Origin of the sequence: Salinivibrio sp. AR640, assembly GCF_001995405.1 — a bacterium.
Taxonomy (GTDB): Bacteria; Pseudomonadota; Gammaproteobacteria; order Enterobacterales; family Vibrionaceae; genus Salinivibrio; species Salinivibrio costicola.
This window is the reverse complement of sequence record NZ_MUFD01000023.1, coordinates 37,264-63,273: the sequence shown is the minus strand read 5'-3', so window position 1 is coordinate 63,273 and position 26,010 is coordinate 37,264. Positions and strand designations below refer to the sequence as shown.

25 protein-coding genes are annotated in these 26,010 nt (G+C 49.8%); 2 read left to right on the top strand and 23 right to left on the bottom strand.

Annotated features, from left to right (window positions below):
- The 3 genes from BZG75_RS11845 to guaB form a co-directional block, all read right to left on the bottom strand.
- Positions 1–145 (bottom strand): transposase (locus tag BZG75_RS11845; RefSeq protein ID WP_158009986.1); only part of this gene is annotated, 145 nt, incomplete at its 3' end.
- A gap of 1,136 nt (positions 146–1,281) precedes the next feature.
- Entirely contained in the window at positions 1,282–2,859 is a 1,578-nt protein-coding gene (gene guaA, locus BZG75_RS11830) for a glutamine-hydrolyzing GMP synthase (protein ID WP_021022937.1), read from the bottom strand.
- A gap of 75 nt (positions 2,860–2,934) precedes the next feature.
- On the bottom strand, positions 2,935–4,398 hold the full coding sequence (gene guaB / locus BZG75_RS11825; RefSeq protein WP_021022936.1) for an IMP dehydrogenase: 1,464 nt from the start codon (positions 4,396–4,398) through the stop codon (positions 2,935–2,937).
- Positions 4,399–4,612: 214 nt separating this feature from the next.
- On the opposite strand from guaB, the gene xseA reads away from it, so the two are divergent.
- Positions 4,613–6,001 (top strand): exodeoxyribonuclease VII large subunit, encoded by a 1,389-nt coding sequence (xseA, locus tag BZG75_RS11820; protein WP_108742917.1) that lies wholly within the window; start codon positions 4,613–4,615, stop codon positions 5,999–6,001.
- A gap of 400 nt (positions 6,002–6,401) precedes the next feature.
- On the opposite strand, the gene der is transcribed toward xseA, so the two are convergent.
- The 19 genes from der to trmJ form a co-directional block, all read right to left on the bottom strand.
- Positions 6,402–7,907 carry a ribosome biogenesis GTPase Der gene (gene der, locus BZG75_RS11815; protein WP_077460275.1) on the bottom strand — a complete coding sequence of 502 codons (1,506 nt, stop codon included), beginning with the start codon at positions 7,905–7,907 and terminating at the stop codon, positions 6,402–6,404.
- A gap of 93 nt (positions 7,908–8,000) precedes the next feature.
- A complete protein-coding gene (bamB, locus tag BZG75_RS11810) occupies positions 8,001–9,158 on the bottom strand; it encodes an outer membrane protein assembly factor BamB (RefSeq protein WP_077460274.1) in 1,158 nt (385 codons plus the stop codon).
- A 9-nt stretch (positions 9,159–9,167) separates the two neighbouring features.
- Positions 9,168–9,761: a YfgM family protein gene (locus BZG75_RS11805; RefSeq protein WP_077460273.1), complete on the bottom strand. Its 594-nt coding sequence runs from the start codon at positions 9,759–9,761 to the stop codon at positions 9,168–9,170.
- 12 nt (positions 9,762–9,773) lie between these two features.
- On the bottom strand, positions 9,774–11,042 hold the full coding sequence (gene hisS / locus BZG75_RS11800) for a histidine--tRNA ligase (RefSeq protein ID WP_077460272.1): 1,269 nt from the start codon (positions 11,040–11,042) through the stop codon (positions 9,774–9,776).
- A gap of 54 nt (positions 11,043–11,096) precedes the next feature.
- On the bottom strand, positions 11,097–12,224 hold the full coding sequence (gene ispG, locus BZG75_RS11795) for a flavodoxin-dependent (E)-4-hydroxy-3-methylbut-2-enyl-diphosphate synthase (RefSeq protein ID WP_077460271.1): 1,128 nt from the start codon (positions 12,222–12,224) through the stop codon (positions 11,097–11,099).
- Between the two features lie 15 nt (positions 12,225–12,239).
- Positions 12,240–13,232 (bottom strand): cytoskeleton protein RodZ, encoded by a 993-nt coding sequence (gene rodZ / locus BZG75_RS11790; protein ID WP_077460270.1) that lies wholly within the window; start codon positions 13,230–13,232, stop codon positions 12,240–12,242.
- Positions 13,222–13,977, bottom strand: coding sequence for a type IV pilus biogenesis/stability protein PilW (gene pilW / locus BZG75_RS11785; protein ID WP_021022928.1), 756 nt, complete (start codon positions 13,975–13,977; stop codon positions 13,222–13,224). Before pilW ends, rodZ begins: the two co-directional genes overlap by 11 nt.
- 27 nt (positions 13,978–14,004) lie before the next feature.
- Positions 14,005–15,126 carry a bifunctional tRNA (adenosine(37)-C2)-methyltransferase TrmG/ribosomal RNA large subunit methyltransferase RlmN gene (locus BZG75_RS11780; protein WP_021022927.1) on the bottom strand — a complete coding sequence of 374 codons (1,122 nt, stop codon included), beginning with the start codon at positions 15,124–15,126 and terminating at the stop codon, positions 14,005–14,007.
- Positions 15,127–15,372: 246 nt separating this feature from the next.
- On the bottom strand, positions 15,373–15,801 hold the full coding sequence (ndk, locus tag BZG75_RS11775; protein ID WP_021022926.1) for a nucleoside-diphosphate kinase: 429 nt from the start codon (positions 15,799–15,801) through the stop codon (positions 15,373–15,375).
- 150 nt (positions 15,802–15,951) lie between these two features.
- On the bottom strand, positions 15,952–17,253 hold the full coding sequence (gene pepB, locus BZG75_RS11770) for an aminopeptidase PepB (protein WP_077460269.1): 1,302 nt from the start codon (positions 17,251–17,253) through the stop codon (positions 15,952–15,954).
- 204 nt (positions 17,254–17,457) lie between these two features.
- The gene (gene iscX, locus BZG75_RS11765; protein WP_077460268.1) at positions 17,458–17,658 is read right to left on the bottom strand and encodes a Fe-S cluster assembly protein IscX; all 201 of its coding nucleotides are present in this window, start codon (positions 17,656–17,658) and stop codon (positions 17,458–17,460) included.
- 29 nt (positions 17,659–17,687) lie between these two features.
- Entirely contained in the window at positions 17,688–18,026 is a 339-nt protein-coding gene (gene fdx / locus BZG75_RS11760; RefSeq protein ID WP_077460267.1) for an ISC system 2Fe-2S type ferredoxin, read from the bottom strand.
- A gap of 2 nt (positions 18,027–18,028) precedes the next feature.
- The gene (hscA, locus tag BZG75_RS11755) at positions 18,029–19,879 is read right to left on the bottom strand and encodes a Fe-S protein assembly chaperone HscA (protein WP_077577089.1); all 1,851 of its coding nucleotides are present in this window, start codon (positions 19,877–19,879) and stop codon (positions 18,029–18,031) included.
- Positions 19,880–19,924: 45 nt separating this feature from the next.
- A complete protein-coding gene (hscB, locus tag BZG75_RS11750; protein WP_077460265.1) occupies positions 19,925–20,437 on the bottom strand; it encodes a co-chaperone HscB in 513 nt (170 codons plus the stop codon).
- A 13-nt stretch (positions 20,438–20,450) separates the two neighbouring features.
- Complete coding sequence (iscA, locus tag BZG75_RS11745; protein ID WP_021022920.1) at positions 20,451–20,774, bottom strand: iron-sulfur cluster assembly protein IscA; 324 nt, start codon at positions 20,772–20,774, stop codon at positions 20,451–20,453.
- A gap of 21 nt (positions 20,775–20,795) precedes the next feature.
- Positions 20,796–21,179 (bottom strand): Fe-S cluster assembly scaffold IscU, encoded by a 384-nt coding sequence (gene iscU / locus BZG75_RS11740; protein WP_025744586.1) that lies wholly within the window; start codon positions 21,177–21,179, stop codon positions 20,796–20,798.
- Positions 21,180–21,232: 53 nt separating this feature from the next.
- A complete protein-coding gene (locus tag BZG75_RS11735; RefSeq protein WP_077460264.1) occupies positions 21,233–22,447 on the bottom strand; it encodes an IscS subfamily cysteine desulfurase in 1,215 nt (404 codons plus the stop codon).
- Between the two features lie 30 nt (positions 22,448–22,477).
- Positions 22,478–22,999: a Fe-S cluster assembly transcriptional regulator IscR gene (gene iscR, locus BZG75_RS11730; RefSeq protein WP_021022917.1), complete on the bottom strand. Its 522-nt coding sequence runs from the start codon at positions 22,997–22,999 to the stop codon at positions 22,478–22,480.
- Between the two features lie 122 nt (positions 23,000–23,121).
- Positions 23,122–23,886 carry a tRNA (cytosine(32)/uridine(32)-2'-O)-methyltransferase TrmJ gene (gene trmJ / locus BZG75_RS11725; protein ID WP_021022916.1) on the bottom strand — a complete coding sequence of 255 codons (765 nt, stop codon included), beginning with the start codon at positions 23,884–23,886 and terminating at the stop codon, positions 23,122–23,124.
- Between the two features lie 237 nt (positions 23,887–24,123).
- Between trmJ and suhB the strand changes: the two genes are divergently transcribed.
- Positions 24,124–24,927: an inositol-1-monophosphatase gene (gene suhB / locus BZG75_RS11720; protein WP_077460263.1), complete on the top strand. Its 804-nt coding sequence runs from the start codon at positions 24,124–24,126 to the stop codon at positions 24,925–24,927.
- Between the two features lie 135 nt (positions 24,928–25,062).
- On the opposite strand, the gene secF is transcribed toward suhB, so the two are convergent.
- On the bottom strand, positions 25,063–26,010 hold the full coding sequence (secF, locus tag BZG75_RS11715) for a protein translocase subunit SecF (RefSeq protein ID WP_021022914.1): 948 nt from the start codon (positions 26,008–26,010) through the stop codon (positions 25,063–25,065).

Below are 26,010 nucleotides of genomic sequence, written 5' to 3'. Positions count from 1 at the left end.
ATTTCGATAGCATGAATGGATGGATATCAAGCGCCTCTGCAACCGACTTCACTGTTCGATGCGTCTCATAGCTCCATTCAACCGCTTTTAGTTTGAAGTCTAGTGAATATTGCGCTGTCTTTTTACCCGTTTTATAGGCTGGCATACTGACCTCCTCAGGTCGTCGATGCGTGTCCAGTAAAACGGATCAAGTCCAGATTGATAAAATGGAACCTTGTTAGTTTCTACTGGGTAGATTCTCTCAAACTCAATTGCTGTCTCTTCTATTATTTGATATAGCTGATCAATATAATTTTTTGTCGGAAATAATGCCTTCTTTATACAGCCATAGCCTTCTTGAGAGATGAACTGGGCAATAAGCGTTTTTGCTACATAAATTGATACGGATTCCATGCTTAATCTATCCTTACACTTTAATCTTTTACTGAATATTCATGCCCTTAATAAGCATTACATCTCACTATAAAACGTGTTAATAAAGCTTTTAAGCTTCTCAGAAACCTTAACATAGAAGCAGAGACTCAGTTGTCGCGCTTCTATTTTTTAAAGTATCGAAACTTGCAAAAATTCAAGAACAACCACGTTATCGCTGACATCATGACTAAGTAACCTCATTCATCAACACATTGATTTTTATCTATTATACAATGCCTGGTTGAGAAAGTGCAGGTTACACTTCAAGCGGTACAGTACGATGAAGTACTAATGGACTACGCAATGGGACAGATGTACTTCAAGGGTAAATAGCGTTTTGCATGCTCAGCAAAAGTTGCTGCATAAAATGAACCTGACACCAAAGTTCGAGGGTGAACGTTCTGTTCATTTTCTATCACGGATAGTACCAGAGCAAACGGCGCCGTTTTGCATTTTAGGCTACTAAAAGTTATCCGAAGGATCAGAGATCGCTTGAAGCTTGTAACAAGGTTCTGTCCAAAAACGAGTTACAGCTTCACCATAATCGGTTTGATGTATGTGAAAATAAGAGCCGGTGCACCATCACCGGCCCGTGTGCTTTCTAACTACTTGCGTCGGCCAAACGGCCAGCGTCTCATTTTGTCGATTTGATCGACCGGCCTCGTCATGTCCTTGTAAGCACGCCCGGCCAACCTGTTTTGGAATATCGCCATTTTGTCGACAATGGCTTTCATCTTCAGGCTGTTTTCAGTGTTCTGCAGCAATAACGACAAAATTGATGAATAACATGACCATAAAAAATGCCAGTCAGAAAACTGACTGGCATTGTTGTTAGTTGGCAAAGCTTAATTCGCTATCTAGCGAGTCTTACTCCCACTCAATCGTCGCAGGCGGTTTGCCGGAGACGTCGTAAACCACGCGGGAGATGCCGTCGACTTCGTTGATGATGCGGTTCGACACTTTGCCGAGGAAATCGTATGGCAGGTGTGCCCAGTGCGCGGTCATAAAGTCGATGGTTTCGACGGCACGCAACGCAATGATCCAATCGTATTTACGGCCATCGCCCATCACACCTACCGAGCGAACCGGCAGGAACACCGCGAAGGCTTGCGAGACTTTCTCGTAGAGGTCAGCATTGCGCAGCTCTTCGATAAAGATCGCATCGGCGCGACGAAGCAGATCGCAGTATTCTTTTTGGATTTCGCCCAGCACGCGCACACCTAAGCCTGGCCCTGGGAAGGGGTGGCGGAACAGCATGTGATATGGCAAGCCCAGCTCAAGACCGATTTTACGGACTTCGTCTTTGAACAGCTCTTTGAGTGGCTCAACCAGACCCATTTCCATCTCTTCCGGTAAGCCACCGACGTTGTGGTGTGATTTGATCACATGCGCTTTACCGGTTTTCGAAGCCGCCGATTCGATCACGTCTGGGTAGATGGTGCCTTGCGCCAGCCATTTAGCATTGTCCATTTTACTCGCTTGCTCGTCGAACACTTCGACAAACACCCGGCCAATGATTTTACGCTTCGCTTCGGGATCGGCTTCACCTTTCAAGGCATTAAGGAAGCGGTCTTCCGCATTGACATGAATAATGTTCAACCCAAAGTGATCACCGAACATTTCCAGCACTTGCTCACCTTCGTTAAGGCGCAGCAGGCCGTTATCAACGAACACACACGTGAGCTTATCGCCAATCGCACGGTGAACCAGCATAGCCACTACAGAAGAATCGACGCCGCCAGACAAGCCAAGGATCACCTCGTCATCCCCCACTTGCTCACGAATACGCTCAATCGCATCGTCAATAATGGTTGCCGGTGTCCACAAACGCTCGCACTGGCAGATTTGCATCACAAACTGCTCAAGCATCCGTTTGCCTTGGCGCGTGTGCGTCACTTCTGGGTGAAACTGAACACCATAAAAACGTTTATCTTCGTTGGCCATTGCTGCAAACGGACAGGTATCTGTTTCAGCGATTTTGACAAAATCTTCCGGAATCGCGACCACTTTATCGCCGTGGCTCATCCACACATCTAAAAGTGGGTGACCATCATCGGCAATAGCATCTTCAATGCCATCAAACAGTGCGCTCTGGCCAACGCGTTTTACTTGCGCGTAGCCAAACTCGCGATGCTCAGAGCCCGCAACCTTACCACCAAGCTGCTCAGCCATGGTCTGCATGCCATAGCATACGCCCAACACAGGCACGCCTGCGTCAAAGACATATTGCGGTGCACGTGGCGAGTTGGCTTCTGCCACGCTCTCTGGGCCACCGGATAGGATGATGCCGTTGGGAGCAAAGTCACGAATGTCTTGCTCATCGACATCCCAGCTCCAAAGCTCACAATACACACCAATTTCACGGACACGGCGCGCAATCAACTGGGTGTACTGGGAGCCAAAATCAAGGATCAAAATACGTTGAGCATGAATGTTCTGGGTCATTATCTGGCTTTCTCAATTAAGTGGAACAAAGGGGAGCTGTGCTCCCCTCTCAAATGCATCGCGGTAGTGATGTCTTTAGCCGAGGCGATAGTTCGGCGCTTCTTTAGTAATGGTGACATCATGCGCGTGTGATTCTTTCATGCCCGCGCCGGTCACGCGAACAAACTGCGCGTTAGTGCGCATCTCTTCTATGGTGGCAGAGCCCGTTAAGCCCATGCTTGAACGCAACCCGCCCATTTGTTGGTGGATGATCTCTTTCATCATGCCTTTGTAATCAACGCGCCCTTCTATGCCTTCAGGCACCAACTTATCGGCGGCGTTATCGCTTTGGAAGTAACGGTCAGATGAGCCTTTTGACATGGCGCCCACTGAGCCCATACCGCGATAAGATTTGTACGCGCGGCCTTGGTAAAGCTCGACTTCACCCGGAGACTCTTCGGTACCGGCGAGCATTGAGCCCACCATCACACAGGATGCGCCGGCAGCAATGGCTTTACACAAGTCACCCGAGAAACGAATACCGCCATCGGCAATTACCGGAATACCATACTCTTGCGCGACGGCAGCGGCATCACTGATCGCGGTAATTTGCGGCACACCCACGCCAGTGACGATACGCGTGGTACAAATAGAGCCTGGGCCAATACCGACTTTTACGGCATCCACACCCGCGTCAATCAAGGCACGTGCGCCCTCGGCAGTGGCAACGTTACCGCCCACAATTTGTAAGTGCGGGTACGAGGCTCTGGCATCACGAATACGTTGTAGGACGCCCTCAGAGTGGCCGTGTGATGAGTCAATAAGTAACACATCGATTCCCGCTTCCACCAAGGCCGCGATACGCTCTTCATTGCCCGCCCCTGCGCCGACGGCACCACCGACACGCAAACGACCTTGTTCGTCTTTACAGGCGTTAGGCTTGCTTTCCGCTTTCTGGAAATCTTTGGCGGTGATCATGCCGCTGAGGTGATGGTCTTGGTTGACGACCAGAATTTTTTCGACACGATGCTGCTGCATCAACTGTTGCACTTGCTCACGCTCAGCGCCCTCACGCACGGTGGCGAGACGAGACTGAGGGGTCATCACATCTTCAACACGTTTGCTAAGATCTGAGACAAAACGTACGTCGCGTCCTGTAATAATGCCAACTAGCTCTTTTTGTTTATTCACCACTGGATAACCGGCAAAGCCATTGCGTTCGGTCAAGGCTTTGACATCGGCAATGGTCATCTCAGGCGTCACCGTAACCGGGTTAGACACCATGCCCGCTTCATAGATTTTCACCAAGCGCACTTGCTCGGCTTGCTGCTCGATGGTCATATTTTTATGGATAAAGCCAAGGCCGCCTTCTTGTGCCAATGCGATGGCCAAACGGGCTTCGGTCACTGTATCCATTGCTGCAGAGAGCACAGGGATGTTCAGGCTAATTGAACGGGTCAATTGGGTCCGCAGATCCGCATGGTTAGGGAGTACATTTGAGTGGGCAGGGACGAGGAGTACATCGTCAAAGGTTAACGCTTCTTTTGCGATTCTCAGCATTGCAATATCTCACACTAAAAGTTGTGAAGGGGAACAAAATATTGCCGCAGAATTATACGTGCAGCGCAAACGTTTGGCTATCGATTTTTACTAAGAATGTCTGTTTGTTGGGCAACTCAGATTTAGTCGGTTGATTTATCAACATATATCCGCGAGACTTTTTCGCAACCGATTGCTCTAGGTCTATTTGGCATACCGGAATGCGACAGGTAGTATGCTGACAAGCTTATTGAAAGGGACCGAGATCGTGACCGCTAACAACCGAAATATTCTTTCCGTCTCTCGCTTAAATGCCGAAGTACGTCTTTGCTTGGAAAAAAACATCGGTATCGTCTGGCTCACGGGGGAAATCTCTAATTTTACCGCCGCAACATCTGGTCACTGGTATTTATCGTTGAAAGATAACCAAAGCCAAGTCAAATGTGCGATGTTCCGTGGTAACAATCGCCGCGTGATGTTCAAACCTAAAAACGGCGATCAGGTATTGGTACGTGCACGCGTGTCTATGTACGAGCCTCGCGGCGACTATCAGCTAATCTTAGAAAGCATGCAGCCCGAAGGCGATGGACGACTGCAGCAGGCGTTTGAGCAACGTAAACAAGCGTTAGCCGCAGAAGGGTTATTCGCACAAACCGCTAAGCAAGCTTTGCCCGACCAACCGAAGCGCGTTGGCATAATCACCTCTAAAACCGGCGCTGCCTTGCATGATATTCTGAATGTACTTAAAAGACGGGACCCTAGCCTGCCGGTGGTGATTTATCCGACCCTGGTGCAAGGGCAAGATGCGGCAGTATCGATAGCGCAAGCGATCGGGCGCGCCAATAGCCGTCATGAGTGTGACGTACTGATTGTTGGTCGTGGCGGTGGGTCACTCGAGGATTTATGGTGCTTTAATGAAGAAATCGTCGCCCGTACTATCGCCGCGAGTCAGATCCCCATCGTCAGTGCCGTAGGCCATGAAGTGGATGTGACCATTGCTGACTTTGTTGCCGATGTTCGCGCCCCCACCCCATCAGCTGCCGCAGAGCTTGTTAGCCGTGATCTTAGTTATCGCTTGCAGCAATATCAGCAGCGCGAGCAAGCGCTTAAAAACGCGATCGGCACGCTACTTTATCGCCAGCAACGGGCACTGACGCAACACGAACACCGTTTGTCTCACCAACACCCCCGTCGTCGTCTGCAACAGCAAAGTCAGCATATTGATGAGCTGCAAAGGCGCATTCACCAAGGACTGACGAAACAGCTTTCACGATATAACCACCAGCTTAATGCCCTGGATAGCCGGTTACAACGCGTGACGCCTGAGCATCGTATTCATCAACATCAGGCTCAATTGGCGCAATACCATCAACGTCTCGTCCACGCGATGAACTCACAATTGTCACACGCGCAGCAGCGACTTTTGACCTTGGTGGCGACCTTGGATGCCGTCAGTCCATTAGCGACGCTCTCTCGTGGCTATTCGATTAGCCGTGACAGTGATGGGCGAATTATTAATAACATCAATCAACTGCATGAAGGCGATATCCTGCGCACCCAGCTCAGTAACGGCGAGATCACCAGCGTGGTACAACAGCGTCATCCAAGTCAGTCGGCTGATTAAACTCTGTACAATACACATCTAACCGATCAGTAAGCGATCGAGCGATCTTGGGGTTAATTCCCCTTGATCAGCTTCCTACCCTGAAAAGAATATTTATCAATACACTTCCCGAAAGCATAAGTTACATGTTCTGCATTTGGATTTTTATCGATATAAAAAACTAAAGACTAGCGTTGTAAATTAAAGATCCAGCATAAATGAAATGAGAGTAGCGTGAAGGGGTGATGCAATTATCGCCGCTCAAAACCTGCGCAGTCACGCGATAAGCTAAGATCCACGACATCACAGACGACGTGGCTTTAATGTGATTATGATCACCAATGATAAATTCAAGATCCAGGTTTGGATCGTTAAAAGTAGGCGGGATCAAAAAAGCCCAGCATCAAGGCTGGGCTTTCGTTTACTTCTTATTGCGGTTTTTAACCATGTCCATCAAGCGTTTGCGTTGACGTGACTGAGATAACGTCAGCTTTTCTTTTTTACCCTCATACGGGTTTTCACTGTTCTGGAACTGAATCTTTATCGGTGTGCCCATAATGTCTAAGGTTCGACGATAATAATTCATCAGATAGCGCTTATAGGAGTCTGGCAACTCACTCACCAAGTTACCATGGACGACCACAATGGGTGGGTTATATCCACCGGCGTGTGCATATTTTAGCTTCACTCGGCGGCCACGTATCATTGGAGGCTGATGGTCATCTTGCGCCATTTTCAAAATACGGGTTAGCATCGCGGTGCCGACACGTTTGGTCGCCGACTGATAGGCTTCTTGAATGGACTCAAACAAGTGACCGACACCGGTACCATGCAACGCAGAAATAAAGTGAACGCGTGCAAAGTCGACAAAACCAAGGCGACGATCCAGCTCGGATTTCACCCGCGTTTTAATCTCGCTATCTAAGCCATCCCACTTGTTGACCGCCAACACGATCGAACGGCCCGCATTCAAGGCAAACCCTAACAAGCTCAAGTCTTGATCAGATATATTTTCTCGAGCATCAATCACTAGCAGCACGACGTTCGCGTCTTCGATAGCCTTAAGTGTTTGAATAACAGAAAACTTTTCAACTTTTTCACTGACATGTTTACGACGACGTATACCGGCCGTATCAATCATCACGTACTCGCGTCCATCGCGCTCCATCGGGATATAAATGGAGTCTCGTGTGGTCCCCGGCATATCGTAAACGACGACGCGTTCTTCACCGAGCATGCGATTGGTCAAGGTCGATTTACCCACATTGGGGCGACCTATAATACCAATTTTAATCGGCAGTGATTGAAGGTAGGCGTACTCATTTTCTGCCTGCTCTTCTGTGTTCGCGGTCGGGTTGTCTTGATCATCGATGTCATCTTGCTCATCGGTCAGGTCAACCAGACCTGTCTCTTCCTGCGCTTGCTGTAGCGCTTGTTCGGCAAAGGGCGTCAGAGCACGATTAATCAATCCGCTGACCCCACGACCGTGTGCGGCAGCAATTTGATACATGTTGTCCATGCCTAATTGCCAAAAGTCTGCGGTTGCGGTATCTGGGTCAATACCGTCTACTTTGTTGACGACCAAAAAGCTGGTTTTTTCGCGGACACGGATATGTTGAGCAATATCCCGATCAGCAGGTGTTAATCCTGCACGCCCGTCCACCATAAATAGCACCACGTCGGCTTCTTCAATCGCAGCAAGCGATTGTTCGGCCATTTTGGTTTCTACACCCTCTTCTGTACCATCAATCCCGCCGGTGTCGATCACGATAAATTCGTGCTCATCCAGCAATGCCTTGCCGTATTTTCGATCCCTGGTCAGTCCCGGAAAATCCGCTACTAATGCATCGCGCGTGCGGGTAAGACGGTTAAAGAGCGTCGATTTTCCCACATTCGGGCGCCCTACTAGGGCTATAACAGGAATCATGTAGACCTCTTAATTTTCATTCTCTTATCAATAAACAAGGCTCCCAACTGTCTATACAGCCAGGAGCCTAAATATAAAACTGGGTGGCTGATACTAGTCGATAGCCAGCTTTCTCAATTGGCCATCGCGTGTTATCACGATATAGCCATTATCGGTTTGCACGGGCGCCACCGCAATACCCTCGCCTTCAAGCGATTGCTGGGCAACAAAATCCCCGGTTTCTGGATCGAGCCAATGCAAGTACCCTTGGCTATCTCCAACCACAAGATAGCCATCACTTACCGCTGGCGCAGTTAATATGCGATACGCTAACTCACTGTTGCGCCATTTCTCTAAACCATTACGTGCATCTAATGCGACAATATTGTCTTTATCATCAATTAAATAAAGGCTATTACCCGCCGCAATAAAATCGTTGGCCGATGAAAAATCACGCTTCCATGCTGCTTTTCCCGAGCGTAAATCAATCGACACTAACTGCCCATTATAGCCCACGGCATACAAACGGTCGCCATCAATCACAGGGGTCGCATCCACATCTACAAGACGATCAATTTCGGTCGCCCCTTTGGGTGTCGAAATCGGAATTTGCCAAATAGAGCGACCTGTTTCGATCATCGCGGCGCCAAGACGACCATTCGCCATCCCCCAGAATACACCGCCTGAGACGGTAACGGGGGCACTCTCGCCGCGCAAACTTAGATTAGGGACATCATTGGCGTTACTCCACTGAGGTTCACCGGATTCCGCATCAAGCGCAACCAACTCACCGCGGCTGGTATTAACGATCACCATACCATCGTCGACCAAAGGCTTGGCCAGGATTTCACCGTTCACATTTTGCTGCCAAAGGCGCTCGCCTGTTTCAGCATCCAAGGCATACAGTTCGCCGGTTTCTCCGCCAACATACACCTTACCGTAGGACGCACTCAGCCCACCAGATAACAACGCTGGCGTCTCAGTTTGCACCGACTGCTGCCAAATACGCTCGCCGCTTTCAAGATCAAACGCAGCCACTGCTCCCTGGCGGTCAGCGGCGAATACCTTGTCGTACGCGACCGTCGGTTGAAGGGCCGAATAATATTGCCCGACACCATCACCGACTTGGGCTTGCCAAATCTGTGATGATGCAATTTTATCCGTTACCGTGGGTAATGGTGCCATTTGCACAACATCTTCTTCACCCGCACAACCGGTCAGTATCGCCAAAGTCGTGGCCACAGCGGCTATGCGCCATAATCCTTTTTTCATACCACGCCCTTATTGACTGAGGTTATCAAGCTTCATCGTGACGGTTGGACTCGCTCCTGCCTCAAGCGAGGCGGTATAGGCATCACGAGCGGCCTCACTGTCCCCTTGGCGAAGCAAAATATCACCGCGAATTTCCTGTACTTTGGCTGTCCAACTTGAAGCGGTCACTTTATCCAGTTCACTCAGTGCCGCGTCATAGTGACCCAGCTCCGCGTTCACACGCGCTAAACGCGTGGTTACTAACCCATAGAGCGCATCATCATTTACCGCTTGCTGGGCCGTTTGCAGCTGTTTACGTGCACTGTCTAGCTCTCCCTGTTCAACCTGTTTCTTTGCCAGGTTAAGTGCCGCCAGCGCTTGATAACCTTCATGCCCCTCGAGCTGGCTCAGTGCCGTGCCATCACCGCGCTCGATGCTGTTCAAAGTTTGTTCGTATTGTTGAGAGGCTTGTTCCTTACTTTCGACCTGTTGCGACTGGAAATAACGCCAGCCGTACAAGGCACCTAAGCCGACAACGGCGCCGATTACAACCGCTTTCCCGTTATCTCGCCACCACTTTTTAATGGCTTCAACTTGCTGCTCTTCTGTGGTGTAGACGTCCACGATCTGTCCTCTCTAAATCAATGCTTTTAATGTCGCAGCGATCTGATCCTGCTTCAGAGTTTGTTGCTCGCCGCCTTTTAAATCTTTTAGCGCTACCGTTTGATTAGCGACTTCGTCTTCGCCCAAAACCAATGCGACGGATGCGCCGACTTTATCTGCACGTTTAAATTGCTTTTTAAAACTGCCACCACCAAAGTGCGACATAACGCGTAACCCCGGCACTTGCTCACGCAGGTTTTCGGCTAGTTTCATCCCAGCGGCTAAGGCGCCCTCGCCTGCCGTCACCATGTATACATCCACCACTGGGCGGATATCATCTTGGCTCAGGTTTTCGAGCATCAAGACTAAGCGCTCAAGGCCCATTGCAAACCCGACCGCCGGTGTTGCCTTACCACCGAGTTGTTCGACCAAACCATCGTAGCGGCCGCCGCCACACACCGTGCCCTGCGCGCCTAAGCTATCGGTAATCCACTCAAAGACCGTGCGGTTGTAATAATCAAGTCCACGTACTAGACGGTGATTCACTTGGTATTCGATACCTGCCGCGTCCAAGAGTTCACACAATCCAGCAAAATGTTGTTTTGACTCGTCATCCAGATAATCACTGAGCTTTGGCGCGTCAACAAGAATCGCCTGAATATCCGCGTTTTTGGTATCTAATACACGTAGCGGATTGGTCTGCATGCGACGTTTACTGTCCTCATCCAACACCGATTCGTGCTGCATCAGAAAATCGACCAGAGCTTGGCGATAATCTGCACGCGCTTGCGGCGAACCAATGGAGTTAAGTTCTAAACGTACGTGTTCAGCAATTCCCAGCTCACGCCACATCCGGGCCGTCATCATGATCAATTCGGCATCAACGTCAGGGCCATTCAAGCCAAACACTTCCACTCCAAATTGATGAAATTGACGATAGCGGCCTTTTTGTGGACGCTCATGACGGAACATTGGCCCGGTATACCACAAACGGTGTTCCTGGTTATAGAGCAAGCCGTTTTCGATCCCTGCGCGGACACAACCCGCCGTGCCTTCAGGTCGTAGAGTTAGGCTGTCACCGTTTCGATCATCAAAGGTGTACATTTCTTTTTCGACAACGTCGGTCACTTCACCAATCGCACGGCTAAACAGATGTGTTGCTTCGACGATAGGCATACGTACTTCACTGTAGCCATAGGCACTGACGACCTGTTTAATCGTATTTTCGAGCTTCTGCCACAAAGGAGATTGAGAAGGGAGGCAGTCATTCATGCCTCGGATTGCTTGAATTGTTTTAGCCACGTTAACTTCCGTTACCGATATCATATATAAAAGGGGAAAAGGCAGCCTGATGGCTTAGCCTTCTTGATCGATTTGAGACACCTTGATGCGGTTGCGATCATCCATCATCGCCGCTTTGGCGCGGATTTTTGCTTCTAACTCATCCACCAAGTTGTCATTGGTAAAGCGCTCTTTTTGACGTTTGCCGTCGAGATAATAAGCACTGCGCTTGTTGCCACCAGCAAGGCCAAGATGTGACGCTTCGGCTTCGCCTGGGCCATTGACAACGCAACCAATGATTGAAACGTCCATTGGCGTCAGAATATCTTCTACGCGCTGTTCAAGCGCATTCACGGTGCCGATGACGTCAAATTCCTGACGAGAGCAGCTTGGGCAGGCGATAAAATTCACCCCGCGTGAGCGAATTCGGAGGGATTTAAGAATATCAAACCCAACTTTAATTTCTTCAACAGGATCGGCCGCTAACGACACACGCAACGTATCGCCAATACCTTCAGCGAGTAACATGCCTAGCCCAACCGATGATTTTACCGCCCCTGCGCGCGCACCACCTGCTTCGGTGATCCCGAGGTGAAGAGGTTGCTCAATCTGTTGTGCTAATTTGCGGTAGGATTCCACCGCTAAAAAAACGTCTGATGCTTTCACACTGACTTTAAATTGGTCGAAGTTGAGTCGATCGAGAATATCAACATGACGCATCGCGGATTCTACCAGCGCGTCTGGCGTTGGCTCACCGTATTTTTCCTGGAGATCACGTTCTAGCGAGCCACCGTTAACACCAATTCGAATCGGGATATTTTTATCGCGAGCAGCATCGACCACCGCACGGATGCGCTCTTCTTTACCGATATTCCCAGGGTTGATCCGCAAACAATCGACACCGTATTCAGCGACTTTAAGCGCGATACGATAGTCAAAATGAATATCTGCCACTAGCGGGATCGACGTTTGCGCTTTAATTGTTTTGAAGGCTTCAGCGGCATCCATAGTGGGGACCGACACGCGAACAATGTCTGCACCCACATTTTCGAGCGCTTTTATTTGCGCCACGGTCGCCTCAACATCCGTGGTGCGCGTATTGGTCATTGATTGCACTGCAATGGGCGCACCATCACCAATCGGCACATTGCCCACATTGATACGTTTGGACGGACGACGTTTAATCGGATTTTCGTTGTGCATATTGACGTTCTCTGATTACTGCGGAAGGCGCAACCGAGCCACTTGCCCGGTTGGGTAGCCATCAAGATCAATATTGTCGCCATTAAAGGTAATGTTCACCACACTTGGCGCCCCAAGTACCAATTGGTACGGCGTTTCGCCAGTTAAGGTAATTTGCTCACCTTCAGCTTTTATTCCTGTCGCCAAGCGTTCGCCATTGGCATCACGCACATCAATCCAGCAATCGCCAGTAAAGGTCATGACCAGGCGGTTTTCGTTGGCGCTTGCGGTTGTTTTTGCTGCCGGATCCGTCACTGGCGCTTGTGCTGTTTCCTGACGACTCGCTGCGTCAGTCGTTTGCGCCTCCATTTGTGTCTTAGCGGCTGTTGCCTCATCAGAGGTAGACACAGGATTCGATTGCCCCTCGTCACTGGCTTTGGCCGCGGATTCTACCGGCTGCGGCGCATCGACAGCTTTAGCAGGCTCAGTGTCGAGTTCATCGGTGGTCGGTTGGGGCTCGGCCGCAATCACAGCACTGTCTTGGTCAGAAGGGGTCGTCACTAACTCATCGGCTTGTTCGCTATCCAGCTGCGTGGGTAACGATGTCATGGCTTGTTGATTTTGCCAATACCACACGCCAGTAATACCCACCGCAATAGCAATGATCACCCAAGACAACCACATCAAACGGCTTTCACTCCTTTGCCGTCGTGTCTTGCGCGAAAAGCTTTGCATCTTCTGGACCGTTGCCGCACTGCTTGCTTCCATATTGCTGTCACCGAGAAGCTGGTCGGCGTCGATTTGCATTAACTTGGCATAGGATCGCAAATAGCCACGCGTAAACGTGGCCAGTTGATCCATATCTGGATTATTGCTTTCGAGGTCCTCGATGACACTGACGCGCAATCGCAGTCGGTCAGCCACATCGCGAACACTCCAGCCCATTTTTTCTCGCGCTTGCTTTAATACTTCCCCGGGCGCAGGTTGCGTATCTTTTTGCGCGTGTTCTTCCGTCTGTTCAGTATTCATTCGCTAAGTACAATTGATATTCTTTGGATTCTGGAAACTGGTGCGCCAATCGCTGAGCATCATGGGCAGCTCGCTCCGTGTTACCTTGTTGCTGATAAGCTTTGACCAACAATAATAATCCGCTGGGATGGGCACCAACGCGTTTATGGAGTCGTTTGATACGCGTAATGGCACCTGCCTCTTGCCCTCGTTCTATCTCTAACTTGGCAAGTTGTAATCCTGCGCGGACATTCAGCGGGTCATGCTCAGTCGCTTTTTCCAACAAGGCCTTCGCGCTCTTGGTTTCGCCCGCTTTTAGCTGGCAGAACGCGGCATTTTCATAACTGTCTGACACGCGATGATAATACGGTTGTGCGACGGCTTGCAAAAATGCTTCTTTTGCCTCAGCAAAACGCTGTTGTTCGCACAAAAACACACCGTAGTTATTATACACATCGCCTTTTTTAGACGCTTGCGATAACGCTTTTTGATATAAACGGTCCGCTTGGTCGGTTTCACCGACACGTTGTTGATAATACGCCATAGACAGCGAGGTACGATAGTAATTAGGCGCATATTGGTGTGCTTGCTGCAAGTTTTGCTGCGCTTGTTGATAGCGATCACTGTTTAAGTAACCTAACCCCAACGAAATTCGTGCCTCGGCCGCTTGAATCTTATCAAACTTAGCGTCGTTTTGCTGTGAAACTGGCGAGGCACAACCTGCCAACGTGATAATCAACACCCATACCCAGCCAGTTTTTACCATGTTCTTCCCTTATAAAGACCTATAATGCTAGACGGGTCGAACAGGGATCACCTCCTGCGCACCCAGTCGCTTTTCGGCGCGTTTTGTCCGGTCGACAATGTCTCCGGCTAATTGGCCACACGCCGCATCAATATCATCGCCGCGCGTTTTACGCACCGTGACCGTAAAATCGTATTCCATTAAGGTTTTCATAAACCTATCAATACGAGAGTTACTTGGTTTATTGAATGGCGATCCAGGATACGGGTTAAATGGGATCAGGTTAATCTTCGCCGGTGTATCTTTTAACAGCTCTGCGAGTTGGCGCGCATGCTCCATGTAGTCATTCACATGATCGAGCAAAATATATTCAACCGTGACACGGCCACGGTTGGCATTCGAGGTTTCAATATAACGATGTACCACATCTAAGAAAGCGTCGATATCCCAGCGATCGTTAATCGGCATAATTTGGCTACGCAGTTCATCATTCGGCGCGTGCAGTGAAATCGCTAGCGCAACATCAATTTTACCAATCATCTGCTCCAAGCCAGACACCACACCGGAAGTCGATACCGTGACACGACGCTTCGACAAGCCATAGGCATTATCATCGAGCATCAAGTTGAGTGATGGCAGCAGGTTTTTCATGTTCAGCAACGGCTCGCCCATCCCCATCATCACCACATTGGTAATAGGACGGCGTCCGGTTTCTTTTTCGATACCAATTTCTTTTGCGGCACGCCAAACCTGGCCAATAATTTCAGAAACCCGCAAATTACGGTTAAAACCCTGCGCACCGGTCGAGCAAAATTTGCAGTCGAGCGCACAACCAACCTGAGAGGAAACACACAATGTCGCCCGGTCATCTTCAGGGATATACACGGTTTCCACATCTTGACCGCCCACTCGCATCGCCCATTTAATGGTGCCATCTTTTGAGTAATGCGCTTCACTCACCTCAGGGGCTTTAACCTCGGCGACAAGCTTGAGTTTTTCACGTAACTTCTTGTTGATGTTGTTCATTTCATCGAAGTCATCGCAACCAAAATGATACATCCACTTCATGACTTGGTCAGCGCGGAAGGCTTTTTCACCGAGTTCATCGGCGAAATAGGCACGCAATCCTTGCCTGTCAAAATCAAGCAGATTAACTTTCTCTGTCGTCATTGGGGTTGCCTCGTAAAAACTAGCTATATGGTAAGACACGGGTATTGGCCTGGCGTTCTCGAGTGAATACACCTTGAATCTAGTCAAGATCCCTGTTCGGAACGCGCTTAAGGCGCGAAATTGTACAGGCTTTAGATCACACTTTCCACTCTCTATGAGCGTGGTTATTCAGGTAAGAGGCAGGAGAAGAACAAAACAAAAAAGAGGCTCGCGCCTCTTTATAAACCTTTTATATCCGTCTTTGCGTTAACAACGAGGATGAATCTCATCCGCGGTGAAAAAATACGCAATTTCACGTTCAGCCGAGCCTGGGCTATCCGAGCCATGTACGGAGTTATATTGCATACTTTCCGCGTAGTCAGCGCGCAATGTCCCGCAAGCCGCTTCTTCAGGGTTAGTTTTGCCCATCAACTCACGATAACGGTTAATGGCACCCTCACCTTCCAACACCTGCACCATAATCGGTCCAGAGGTCATAAACTCGACTAAGGACGCAAAGAAAGGTTTACCTTGGTGCTCAGCATAAAACCCCTCAGCCTGTTCTTTGCTAAGGTGTAACATTTTCGCTGCCACGATGCGTAAGCCAGCACTTTCGATACGCTGATAAAGCGTACCAATCAAGTTACGCTCTACGGCATCAGGTTTGACGATAGAAAAAGTGCGTTCAATGGTCATTCGCTTGTCCTTTTACTGTCTAAATCAGGCTCACTAGGAGCAACAACGCGCTTACCCTAGCAAACTTTATTGTCTGCCCCTATCACCAATGCGGTGAAGCGTTAACTCACACAAAAAATTCGTTAACACCTCACCGATTCATTGATGAGGTTATTTGGCTTCATCCAATAACACACGCGCCAAGGTTTTCACGCCCATCCCGGTGGCACCGACCGCCCATTTGTCACTGGCGGCTTTACGATAAGTCCCCGAACAGTCGATGTGCATCCAGCCTTTTTGGTAATCTTCGACAAAATACGATAAAAACGCGGCGGCCGTGCTCGCACCTGGCATGTACGCGCCTGTCGATACGTTGGCAATATCAGCAAATGAAGAAGGCAGTAACTTACGATGGAATTCAGCCACAGGGAGAGACCACATTCCTTCACCCTCTTGCTGTGCCGCCTCAAGGGTACGATGGGCGAGCTTATCATCAAAGCTAAACAATGCGTGATAATCGTTACCCAATGCGGCTTTTGCTGAGCCCGTCAGGGTGGCGCAATCAATTAAGAGTTCAGGCTTTTGCTCACTGGCATACATTAAACCATCCGCGAGCACCAAGCGTCCTTCGGCGTCGGTATTCAATACTTCAACCGTCACGCCGTTTTTGTAAGTGATAATATCACCTAGCTTGTAGGCACTGCTTGAGATCATGTTCTCTGCACAGCAAAGCACTAATTTCACGCGCTTATTTAGGCCCTTCGCCACTGCCATCGCCAATGCGCCTGTCGCGGTTGCCGAGCCACCCATATCGGCTTTCATGGTGGTCATAAAATCTGAGCCTTTGATGCTATAGCCGCCCGAATCAAAGGTGATCCCTTTTCCGACTAAGCATGCATAAACCGGTGCATCCGGATCGCCGGTCGGGTTGTAGTCCAATTGCAACATGGTCGGTTTACGGGCAGAGCCTCGTCCAACGGTATAGATGCCGTGCCAGCCTTTTTCTAACAGATCCGTGCCTGAAATAATCTTGTAAGTGACATGCTCCGGCTCCGGTGCCATCGATTTTACAAATTCCCCTGCGCGGGCCACCAACTGATGCGGACCGACTTCTTCTGCCGGTTGGTTGATAATATCGCGCACCCAGTCACCAACAGTTTGCCGAAGTTCGAACTCCTTGGTGTCTGTGTCATTTAAGACCGCTTGCGCAAAAGCCACTTTATTTTTAGGACCGCGAAGCCCTTGGTAAAAGGCCCACACTAATTCAAGATCCCAATGCTCGCCGGTCAGCGTCAGTGCAGGGACACCTTGTCCCTCGAGTTTACGCGCGGCTTGTTGCACCTTATCTCGTTGATTGGTGTCGCTCGGTGCATGGATAAGCGCTTTATCGGCGTCAAAAGAGACCAGCGCATTATCGCCCCATTGCGCGGCTGCCGGCTGATGCGACAGGGTTACTTTTAATGTTTCTGACATTTTGTACTCCTTGTACTGTCGCGCTGTTTTTTACTGTACAGCGTGTTTGACTGGGCAGCGTACGTTGAGTACATGGCACCCAGTGGAATAAAAAAAAGCGAACCGATGGGCCCGCTTTTGGTAATAAATCTATTTGGCCGTCGATACTGTGCCGAGCCGGTGACAATAACACAAGTATTATCAATCACTCACGAGAGCTAGCCCTCAGTCTTGCTCATCCATCCAGCACATAATGATCGCTTCCAAAATCCGTTCATTCGAGCGCTCAGGATCATCGTCAAAGTCATCCAGTTCAGTGATCCATTGATGCAAGTCGGTAAAACGTACTGTTTTAGGATCGACATCTGGGTAAGCGTCACACAGCTCAATCGCAATATCGAGTGAATCCGTCCATTTTAAACTCATTTTGCTTCTCCGTCCGTTACAGCATTAGATTAATGATTTTCCGCTGCATGGTTTAGGGTGTAGCGTGGAATTTCGACCACCAGATCTTCATCGGTAATTTTCGCCTGACAGCCCAAGCGGGACTCTGGCTCAAGTCCCCATGCTTTATCGAGCATGTCATCTTCAAGCTCATCACTTTCGTCGAGCGAGTCAAAGCCTTCGCGAACCACAATGTGACAGGTAGTACACGCGCAAGACTTTTCACACGCGTGCTCGATGCCAATGCCATTTTTTAGCGCCACATCGAGGACGGTCTCCCCTTCTTTCCCTTCCAGTTCCGCACCTTCTGGGCATAACTCGTGGTGCGGCAGAACAATAATCTTAGGCATGATTACACCTCATCAATGGATTGACCGGCCAACGCATTACGAATCGATTTGTCCATACGACGTGCCGCAAAGGTCTGGCTGGCTTTATCTAGTGCTTTGATTCCCGCTTCAATGGCAGCGCCATCATCGCCGTTACGCAGCGCGATCAATGTTTCAATTTCGTTCACGAGCGCTTGTTGCTCATTATGATCGAGCAAGGTGTCACCGTCTTGTTGCATGGCGACCAGTAGGCCTTCGATCACCCGATCGGCTTCAACGCGTTGCTCCGCCAAATAGCGGGCATCTTTGTCTTCTTCCGCATGGGTAAATGATGATTTGATCATGTTGGCGATTTCGTCATCATTGAGCCCGTAAGACGGTTTAACCTGGATCGACGAGGCCACACCAGTCGACTTTTCCATGGCCGACACAGACAGCAAACCGTCGGCATCCACTTGGTAGGTCACGCGGACATGGGCTGCCCCCGCGGTCATCGGTGGAATGCCTTTTAAGGAGAAACGCGCCAACGAGCGGCAATCATCCACCATTTCACGTTCACCTTGTACCACGTGCACTTTCATGCCGGTTTGACCGTCTTTAAACGTGGTGAACTCTTGGGCTTTCGCCACAGGAATGGTGGTATTGCGTGGAATGATTTTTTCTACCAGGCCGCCCATGGTTTCAATACCGAGCGAAAGCGGGATCACATCCAGCAACAACATGTCAGAGTCGGGCTTATTGCCGACCAAAATATCCGCTTGTGTTGCGGCACCTATCGCGACCACTTTATCTGGGTCGATACTGGTTAACGGTTCACGACCAAAGAAGTCGCCGACTTGATGGCGAACGGCCGGTACCCGGGTTGACCCGCCGACCATCACGACTTCTAGGATTTCATCGGCACTGACGCCGGCGTCTTTAAGCGCACGACGGCACGACATCAAGGTCTTTTTAACCAAAGGGGCGACCAAGGCATCAAAGGTGTCACGTGTCAGCGTACCCTGCCAACCGAGTACGTCAATGTCGGTAGTGGCGGAGGAAGACAATGCGATTTTAGCCTGTGTCGCTGCGTGGAGCACCGTACGGCGCTCATCACCACTGAGGGTTTCAAACCCGGCTTGATCACAGATCCATTGCTCGAGCAGGTGGTCAAAATCATCCCCACCTAGTGCTGAATCGCCCCCGGTGGCCATGACTTCAAACACGCCTTGGGAGAGACGGAGAATCGATATATCGAAGGTCCCGCCCCCGAGATCATACACAGCAATCACGCCCTCTTGGCCCGAGTCGAGCCCATAAGCAATGGCCGCTGCGGTTGGCTCATTGAGTAAACGGAGTACATTCAGGCCCGCGAGTGTCGCGGCATCTTTGGTGCCTGCTCGCTGCGCATCATCAAAATAAGCTGGAACAGTGATCACCACGCCTTCAAGCGCATCACCCAAGCTGACTTCTGCACGTTCACGTACCGCCCGCAAAATATCGGACGAGCCTTGAACTGGGTTGATGGCACCACGTCGTGTCTCGACTTGTGGCAGGCCATTTTCAGTTTGTGAAAACCGATAAGGAAGTTGCGGATAACGTGTCTGGACGTCATCCAAAGAGCGTCCCATCATGCGCTTGACCGATACCAAGGTGTTGGCACTATCCGTTTGCACATGAGGAAGGGCATCATAACCCACTGAAATGGCATCACCACCATAGTGGACCACCGACGGGATCAGTGATCGATCGTGTTCATCGTTCAAGGTGGTTGCGACACCGCTTCGTACCGTGGCAACCAAAGTGTTGGTCGTACCCAAATCGATGCCGACTGCATGCTTGTGTTCATGCGGCGCGGCACTTTGACCGGGCTCTGAAATCTGTAACAGTGCCATGTCTAATCCTTAAACTTTACTGCGTTGACAGGCGAATAGTGCCGATCAGCTCATCAGCTGATCTTCGACGCGCTCCACTTCGGAGCAAAGCTTCTCTGCAAACTTAAGCTTGCGCACAATCACTGCCGCCTCTTGCCATTGAGAAGCAGCGAGTGCCTGCTTAACCTCTTTGATCAAGGCATCATAAAGCGCTTGTGCTTTTGCGCCAAAATCAAATAACGCAGCATCGTCTTGGCTATCAGTGATCGACTCCAGTTCTTCACGCAGTGTCATTTGCTGCATTAAGAACTCAGGATCCTGCATCGTTTGCTGTTCGTCTTTTATATCAATGCTTTGTAACGTCAGCATATATTCAGCGCGTCGAACGGGATCTTTCAACGTCTGAAACGCATCGTTAATTTGCGAGGCTTTCTGCACCGCCTGAAGACGCGTTTTATCGTCTTGGCTAGCAACGTTATCTGGGTGATACTGGCGTTGCAGTTCCCGAAACGTTGAAGAAAGCGAGCTACCGTCCAGCTCAAACTGATACGGTAGCCCGAAGAGTTCAAAATGATTCATGTGCTCTCACGTATTACACGTTGAAGCTTTCGCCACAACCACATTCGCTACTGACGTTAGGGTTGTTGAACTGAAAACCTTCATTTAGGCCTTCTTTGACAAAATCTAACTCTGTCCCTTCGAGATAGAGCAAGCTCTTGCCATCGACGATTACCTTGACGTCATCGTATTCGAATACCTGATCACCTTCTTGAAGCTCATCAGCAAATTCAATGACATAGGCCATGCCAGAACATCCTGACGTCCGTACGCCAAGACGCAAGCCAATGCCCTTTCCACGGTTGTCTAGAAACGCTCTTACGCGATCTGATGCCGCTTGTGTCATGGTAATAGCCATAGTATCAACAACCCCTTCGTTTTACTGCTGGTGTTTTTTCTTGTAGTCGCTAACTGCTGCTTTAATGGCGTCTTCCGCTAAGATAGAGCAGTGGACTTTAACCGGTGGCAGCTCAAGCTCTTCCGCAATCTCAGAGTTTTTGATTGCAGCGGCATCGTCAATCGAACGGCCTTTTACCCATTCGGTGACCAACGAGCTCGATGCGATCGCTGACCCGCAGCCATAGGTTTTAAATTTAGCGTCTTCGATGATGCCTTCGTCATTCACCTTGATTTGTAGCTTCATGACGTCGCCACATGCAGGGGCACCGACCATGCCGTTACCGACGGATGGATCGCCTTTTTCAAACGAGCCAACGTTACGTGGGTTTTCGTAGTGGTCAATTACTTTTTCGCTGTAAGCCATAATTGTTTCCTCAATATGATTGCTCACTGTTGCCAGTTGGCGCGTTTTTCGTATTAGTGGTGCGCCCATTCAACGGTACTTAAATCAATACCGTCTTTGTACATGTCCCAAAGTGGTGACATTTCTCGCAGCTTGTTCACGGCCTCACGGACTTTTTCAATCGCGTAATCCACTTCTTCTTCAGTAGTAAAACGACCAAATGAAAAACGTAGTGAGCTGTGTGCTAGCTCATCGTCGCGTCCTAGCGCACGAAGAACATAAGAAGGCTCAAGGCTTGCTGATGTACACGCCGACCCAGACGATACCGCCAGATCTTTTAGCGCCATCAACAAAGACTCACCTTCAACAAAGGCAAAGCTCACGTTCAAGTTGTGTGGAACGCGCTGCTCCAAATCACCATTAACGTAAACTTCTTCTAAATCTTTGACGCCGTCATAAAAGCGATTACGTAACGCAAGTGCATGTTCAAAATCTTTTTCACGCTCTTCTTTAGCGATACGGAAGGCTTCACCCATACCCACAATTTGGTGGGTCGGTAAGGTGCCTGAGCGCATACCACGCTCGTGACCACCACCGTGCATTTGCGCCTCAATACGCACCCGTGGCTTACGGCGAACATACAAAGCGCCGATGCCTTTTGGTCCGTAAGCTTTGTGCGCGCTGAAAGAAATCAGATCAATTTTCATTTCTTTCACATCTAAAGGCACTTTGCCCACAGATTGTGCAGCATCCACATGGAACATAATTTTGCGCTCGCGGCATAATTCGCCGATAGCCGAAACGTCTTGAATCACGCCGATTTCGTTATTCACGTGCATGATAGAAACCAAAATGGTGTCATCACGCATCGCCGCTTCTAGCTTTTTCAGATCAACTAAGCCGTTTTCTTCTAGGTCGAGGTAGGTGACTTCAAAGCCTTCTCGCTCTAGCTGCCGGCATGGATCAAGTACCGCTTTGTGCTCGGTCTTGCAGGTAATGATGTGCTTGCCTTTTTTCGAGTAGAAATTGGCAATGCCTTTAATGGCTAAGTTGTCTGATTCCGTCGCGCCAGAGGTGAACACGATCTCACGCGGATCGGCATTGCAATAGTCGGCAATGTTTTCGCGTGCGGTATCAACGGCTTCTTCTGCTTGCCAACCAAAACGGTGCGAGCGAGAGGCTGGGTTACCGAAGACCCCGTCCATGGTCAGATGCTGACTCATTTTTTCAGCAACGCGCGGATCAACCGGACACGTGGCTGAATAATCAAAATATATGGGCAATTTCATGTTTTTCTCCAATTACACCGACATTGGTCATCAGGAGCGAACGTTCACGCCTATGGTGGCGCTATCTTGTTTGACCTTCGAGCTAAACGTGTTTCTTGGCGCCAATGAGGCGTCCAGTTTAGCATCCTGACGATCTGCTACTTGCTTCACTTCGTTATCATGCATCAGCTCACCGAGCGTGATGTCGTTTAGAAAACCGCTAATACGGGCACTTAAGTCGTGCCACAAGGTGTGTGTCAAACAACGGGTTCCGCCTTGGCAATCTGCTTTACCTTGGCATTTTGTCGCATCCACCGATTCGTCAACCGCGGCAATCACCGCGCCAACGGCAATCTCGTTGGCTGCTATCCCGAGACGATAACCACCGCCTGGACCACGAACACTGCTGACCAGTCCCGACTTACGGAGCCGTGAAAAAAGTTGCTCAAGATAAGACAAGGAAATGCCTTGACGCTCAGAGATGTCCGCCAGGGGCACAGGGCCCTGCTCGGCATGAAGCGCCACGTCGAGCATGGCGGTAACCGCATAACGGCCTTTCGAAGTCAATCTCATAACACGCTACCTGTGGTGAATAGATGCTCAAATGGTTACATACCCGAGTGTTTTGGTCAAGTATTTACCTGAGTATTTTTGTCAAGTTTTCACCAAGGTGTACGACGCCTCATTTGAAAGGATCAACGTGGGGAGTGATTATCGGTATTTTGCTCGCTCGATGCCGCCTGTTTGGTCACCTTTTCCACCGAAGACAGCACGCCTCGTAAAATATTGAGTTCCTGACTCTCTAAGCGCGCGCGATTAAATAAGCGACGTAGTTTTGTCATGACCATGCCAGGGTGCTGAGTACGGATAAACCCTGTTTTAGTAAGAACCGTTTCGAGGTGCGTATAAAAACGCGCCAAATCTTGGTTCAGCGGATAGTCTTGTTCAAGGGTTGGGCCTTGATAGGCTTGACTGTCCAACCAGGCGACACGCATTTCATAACACAGCGTTTGCACAGCCATGGCCAAATTCAAAGAGCTGTAGTCTGGATTGGATGGAATCGAAACATGATAGTGACATGTTTGCAGCTCTTCATTGGTTAAGCCAGTTCGCTCTCGGCCAAAAACGATGGCAACCGGATGTGTTGCGGCTTCTTGAATGGCTTTTTGGCCGCACGCTCGCGCATCCAGCATCGGCCATTCTAATGTTCGGCTTCTTGCGCTGGTGCCTATCACTAGGCCACAATCGGCCACCGCTTCTTCAAGCGTATTCACCACTCTCGCGTTATTGGCAATATCACTGGCCCCTGCGGCTAAGGCAATGGCTTGACCGTCTACTTCACAGCCAGGCGCCACTAATGTCATGTTGGTCAGTCCCATGACTTTCATCGCTCGGGCGGCTGAGCCAATGTTTCCGGAGTGGGACGTGCCTACTAATACAACGCGAATTTGATCTAGCATGATGTTGTTTTCGTCTCTTGCTCTGTCCATCTTGGATGGGATGGGCAGCGGTCTGTCAGATCTGCGCAGTTTATCACAGTGCAATCGATAATACTTCTCAGCTAAGCCTGCGGCTGGCGTCATATTTAGCAGAGAACACGCGCTTATTGACGGTTAAAAAATACCCACTTTCCTTTTGCTCTGGCTCTGTTATACTCCGCCCCGCTTTCGTTCTTTAACATCCGTTGGGAAAACCGTATGCATCCGATGCTAAACATCGCCGTCCGTGCTGCACGGAAGGCTGGCGATTTTATCGCTAAATCTGCAGAAAACAAAGACAACATCGAAACCGCACAAAAAGGCAGTAATGACTTCGTCACTAATGTCGACAAAGCGGCGGAACAAATCATTATCGATATTATTAAAAAGTCATATCCGGACCACACCATCGTTGGCGAAGAGTCAGGCGTGGCGGAAGGCAAAGATAGCGATTATCAATGGATCATCGACCCACTGGATGGCACCACTAACTTCATTAACGACTTCCCGCATTTCTGCGTTTCCATTGCTGTACGCATTAAAGGCCGTACAGAAATTGGTTGCGTTTACGATCCTATCCGCAATGAGCTATTTACCGCTCAACGTGGTTCTGGCGCACAACTCAATAACAAACGTATCCGTACTGGCAGCGCCAAAGAGCTTGACGGCACCCTCTTAGCGACCGGCTTCCCGTTTAAAGCTAAACAGCACGCTGAAGGCTTTATCGCCGTTGTTGGGGCGTTGTTTGTCGATTGTGCTGACTTCCGTCGTACTGGATCGGCAGCGCTCGATCTTTGCTACGTTGCCGCGGGCCGTGTTGACGGTTTCTTTGAGCTGGGCCTTAAGCCTTGGGATCTGGCTGCGGGTGAGTTAATTGCGCGCGAAGCGGGTGCCATTTGCACTGACTTTAACGGCGGTACCGACTACATGCGCTCTGGCAATATTGTCAGCGGTGGCGCACGTGTGGTGAAAGGTATGCTCGCCAAAGTTCGCGAACACGCGCCTGAGTCGATGAAAAAATAAAGACACCGATAAGATATTAATAAAAAGCGGCGCTCAATGAGCGCCGCTTTTTTGTGCCTGAAGAAGATGACGGCTTGTAAACAATTCGCCACTTGGTCACTGCATAGCCCCACTCTAAGCGCAGGGCAAGCGTGGTTAAGGCATCGCGTCGAACTCTTCCCCTTCTTTTTCCACTTCAGGGATCAAGAGGTGCTCGCGCGCAATACCGAGTTTCAAGGCCAGCGCCGAAGCGACATAAATCGATGAGTATGTCCCGACGGTAATACCAATCAACAGTGCCATGGCAAACCCATGGATCATCGACCCACCCAAGGTAAAGAGCGAAATCACCACAAACAAGGTAGTGCCTGAAGTAATGGTTGTCCGACTTAGGGTTTGTGAAACAGACGCATTGATGATTTCGTCTGACTCGCCTTTACGAAGCTTGCGGAAATTCTCACGAATACGGTCAAACACCACAATGGTATCGTTAAGCGAGTAGCCCACGACTGTCAGCAAAGCAGCGACGATAGTGAGATCCACCTCCACGTCGAACAGAGAGAAAATCCCCAGCGTAATAATCACATCGTGAGCCAGCGCCATGACGGCACCGGAAGCTAGACGCCATTCGAAACGGAACGAGACATAGATCAGGATACAAACCAATGCAATGATGATTGCCAAGCCACCCGCTTCGGTCAGCTCGTCCCCGACATTGGGGCCGACAAATTCGATGCGGCGCATCTCGACGTTATCACCGGTACCGGCTTTGATGGCATTCAGTACCTCATTACCGAGGTTTTCACCTTCCATGTCATCACGTGGGCGCAGCCGAACCATCACGTCCGTGGCGCTACCAAAGTTTTGCACCACCGCATCGCCAAAGCCTTCAGCGGATAACGAATCACGGATTAGGGCAAGATCAGCCGGTTGTTCAAAACCGACTTCAATCAAGGTACCGCCGGTAAAATCGAGCCCCCAATTCAACCATTTGGTTGATAAGGTGACCACAGACGCCGCAATCATGAAGATCGAGAACACGAAGGCCACTTTAGACCAACGCATAAAGTTGATCGACATGTCCGGTTTAAATATTTGAAACAT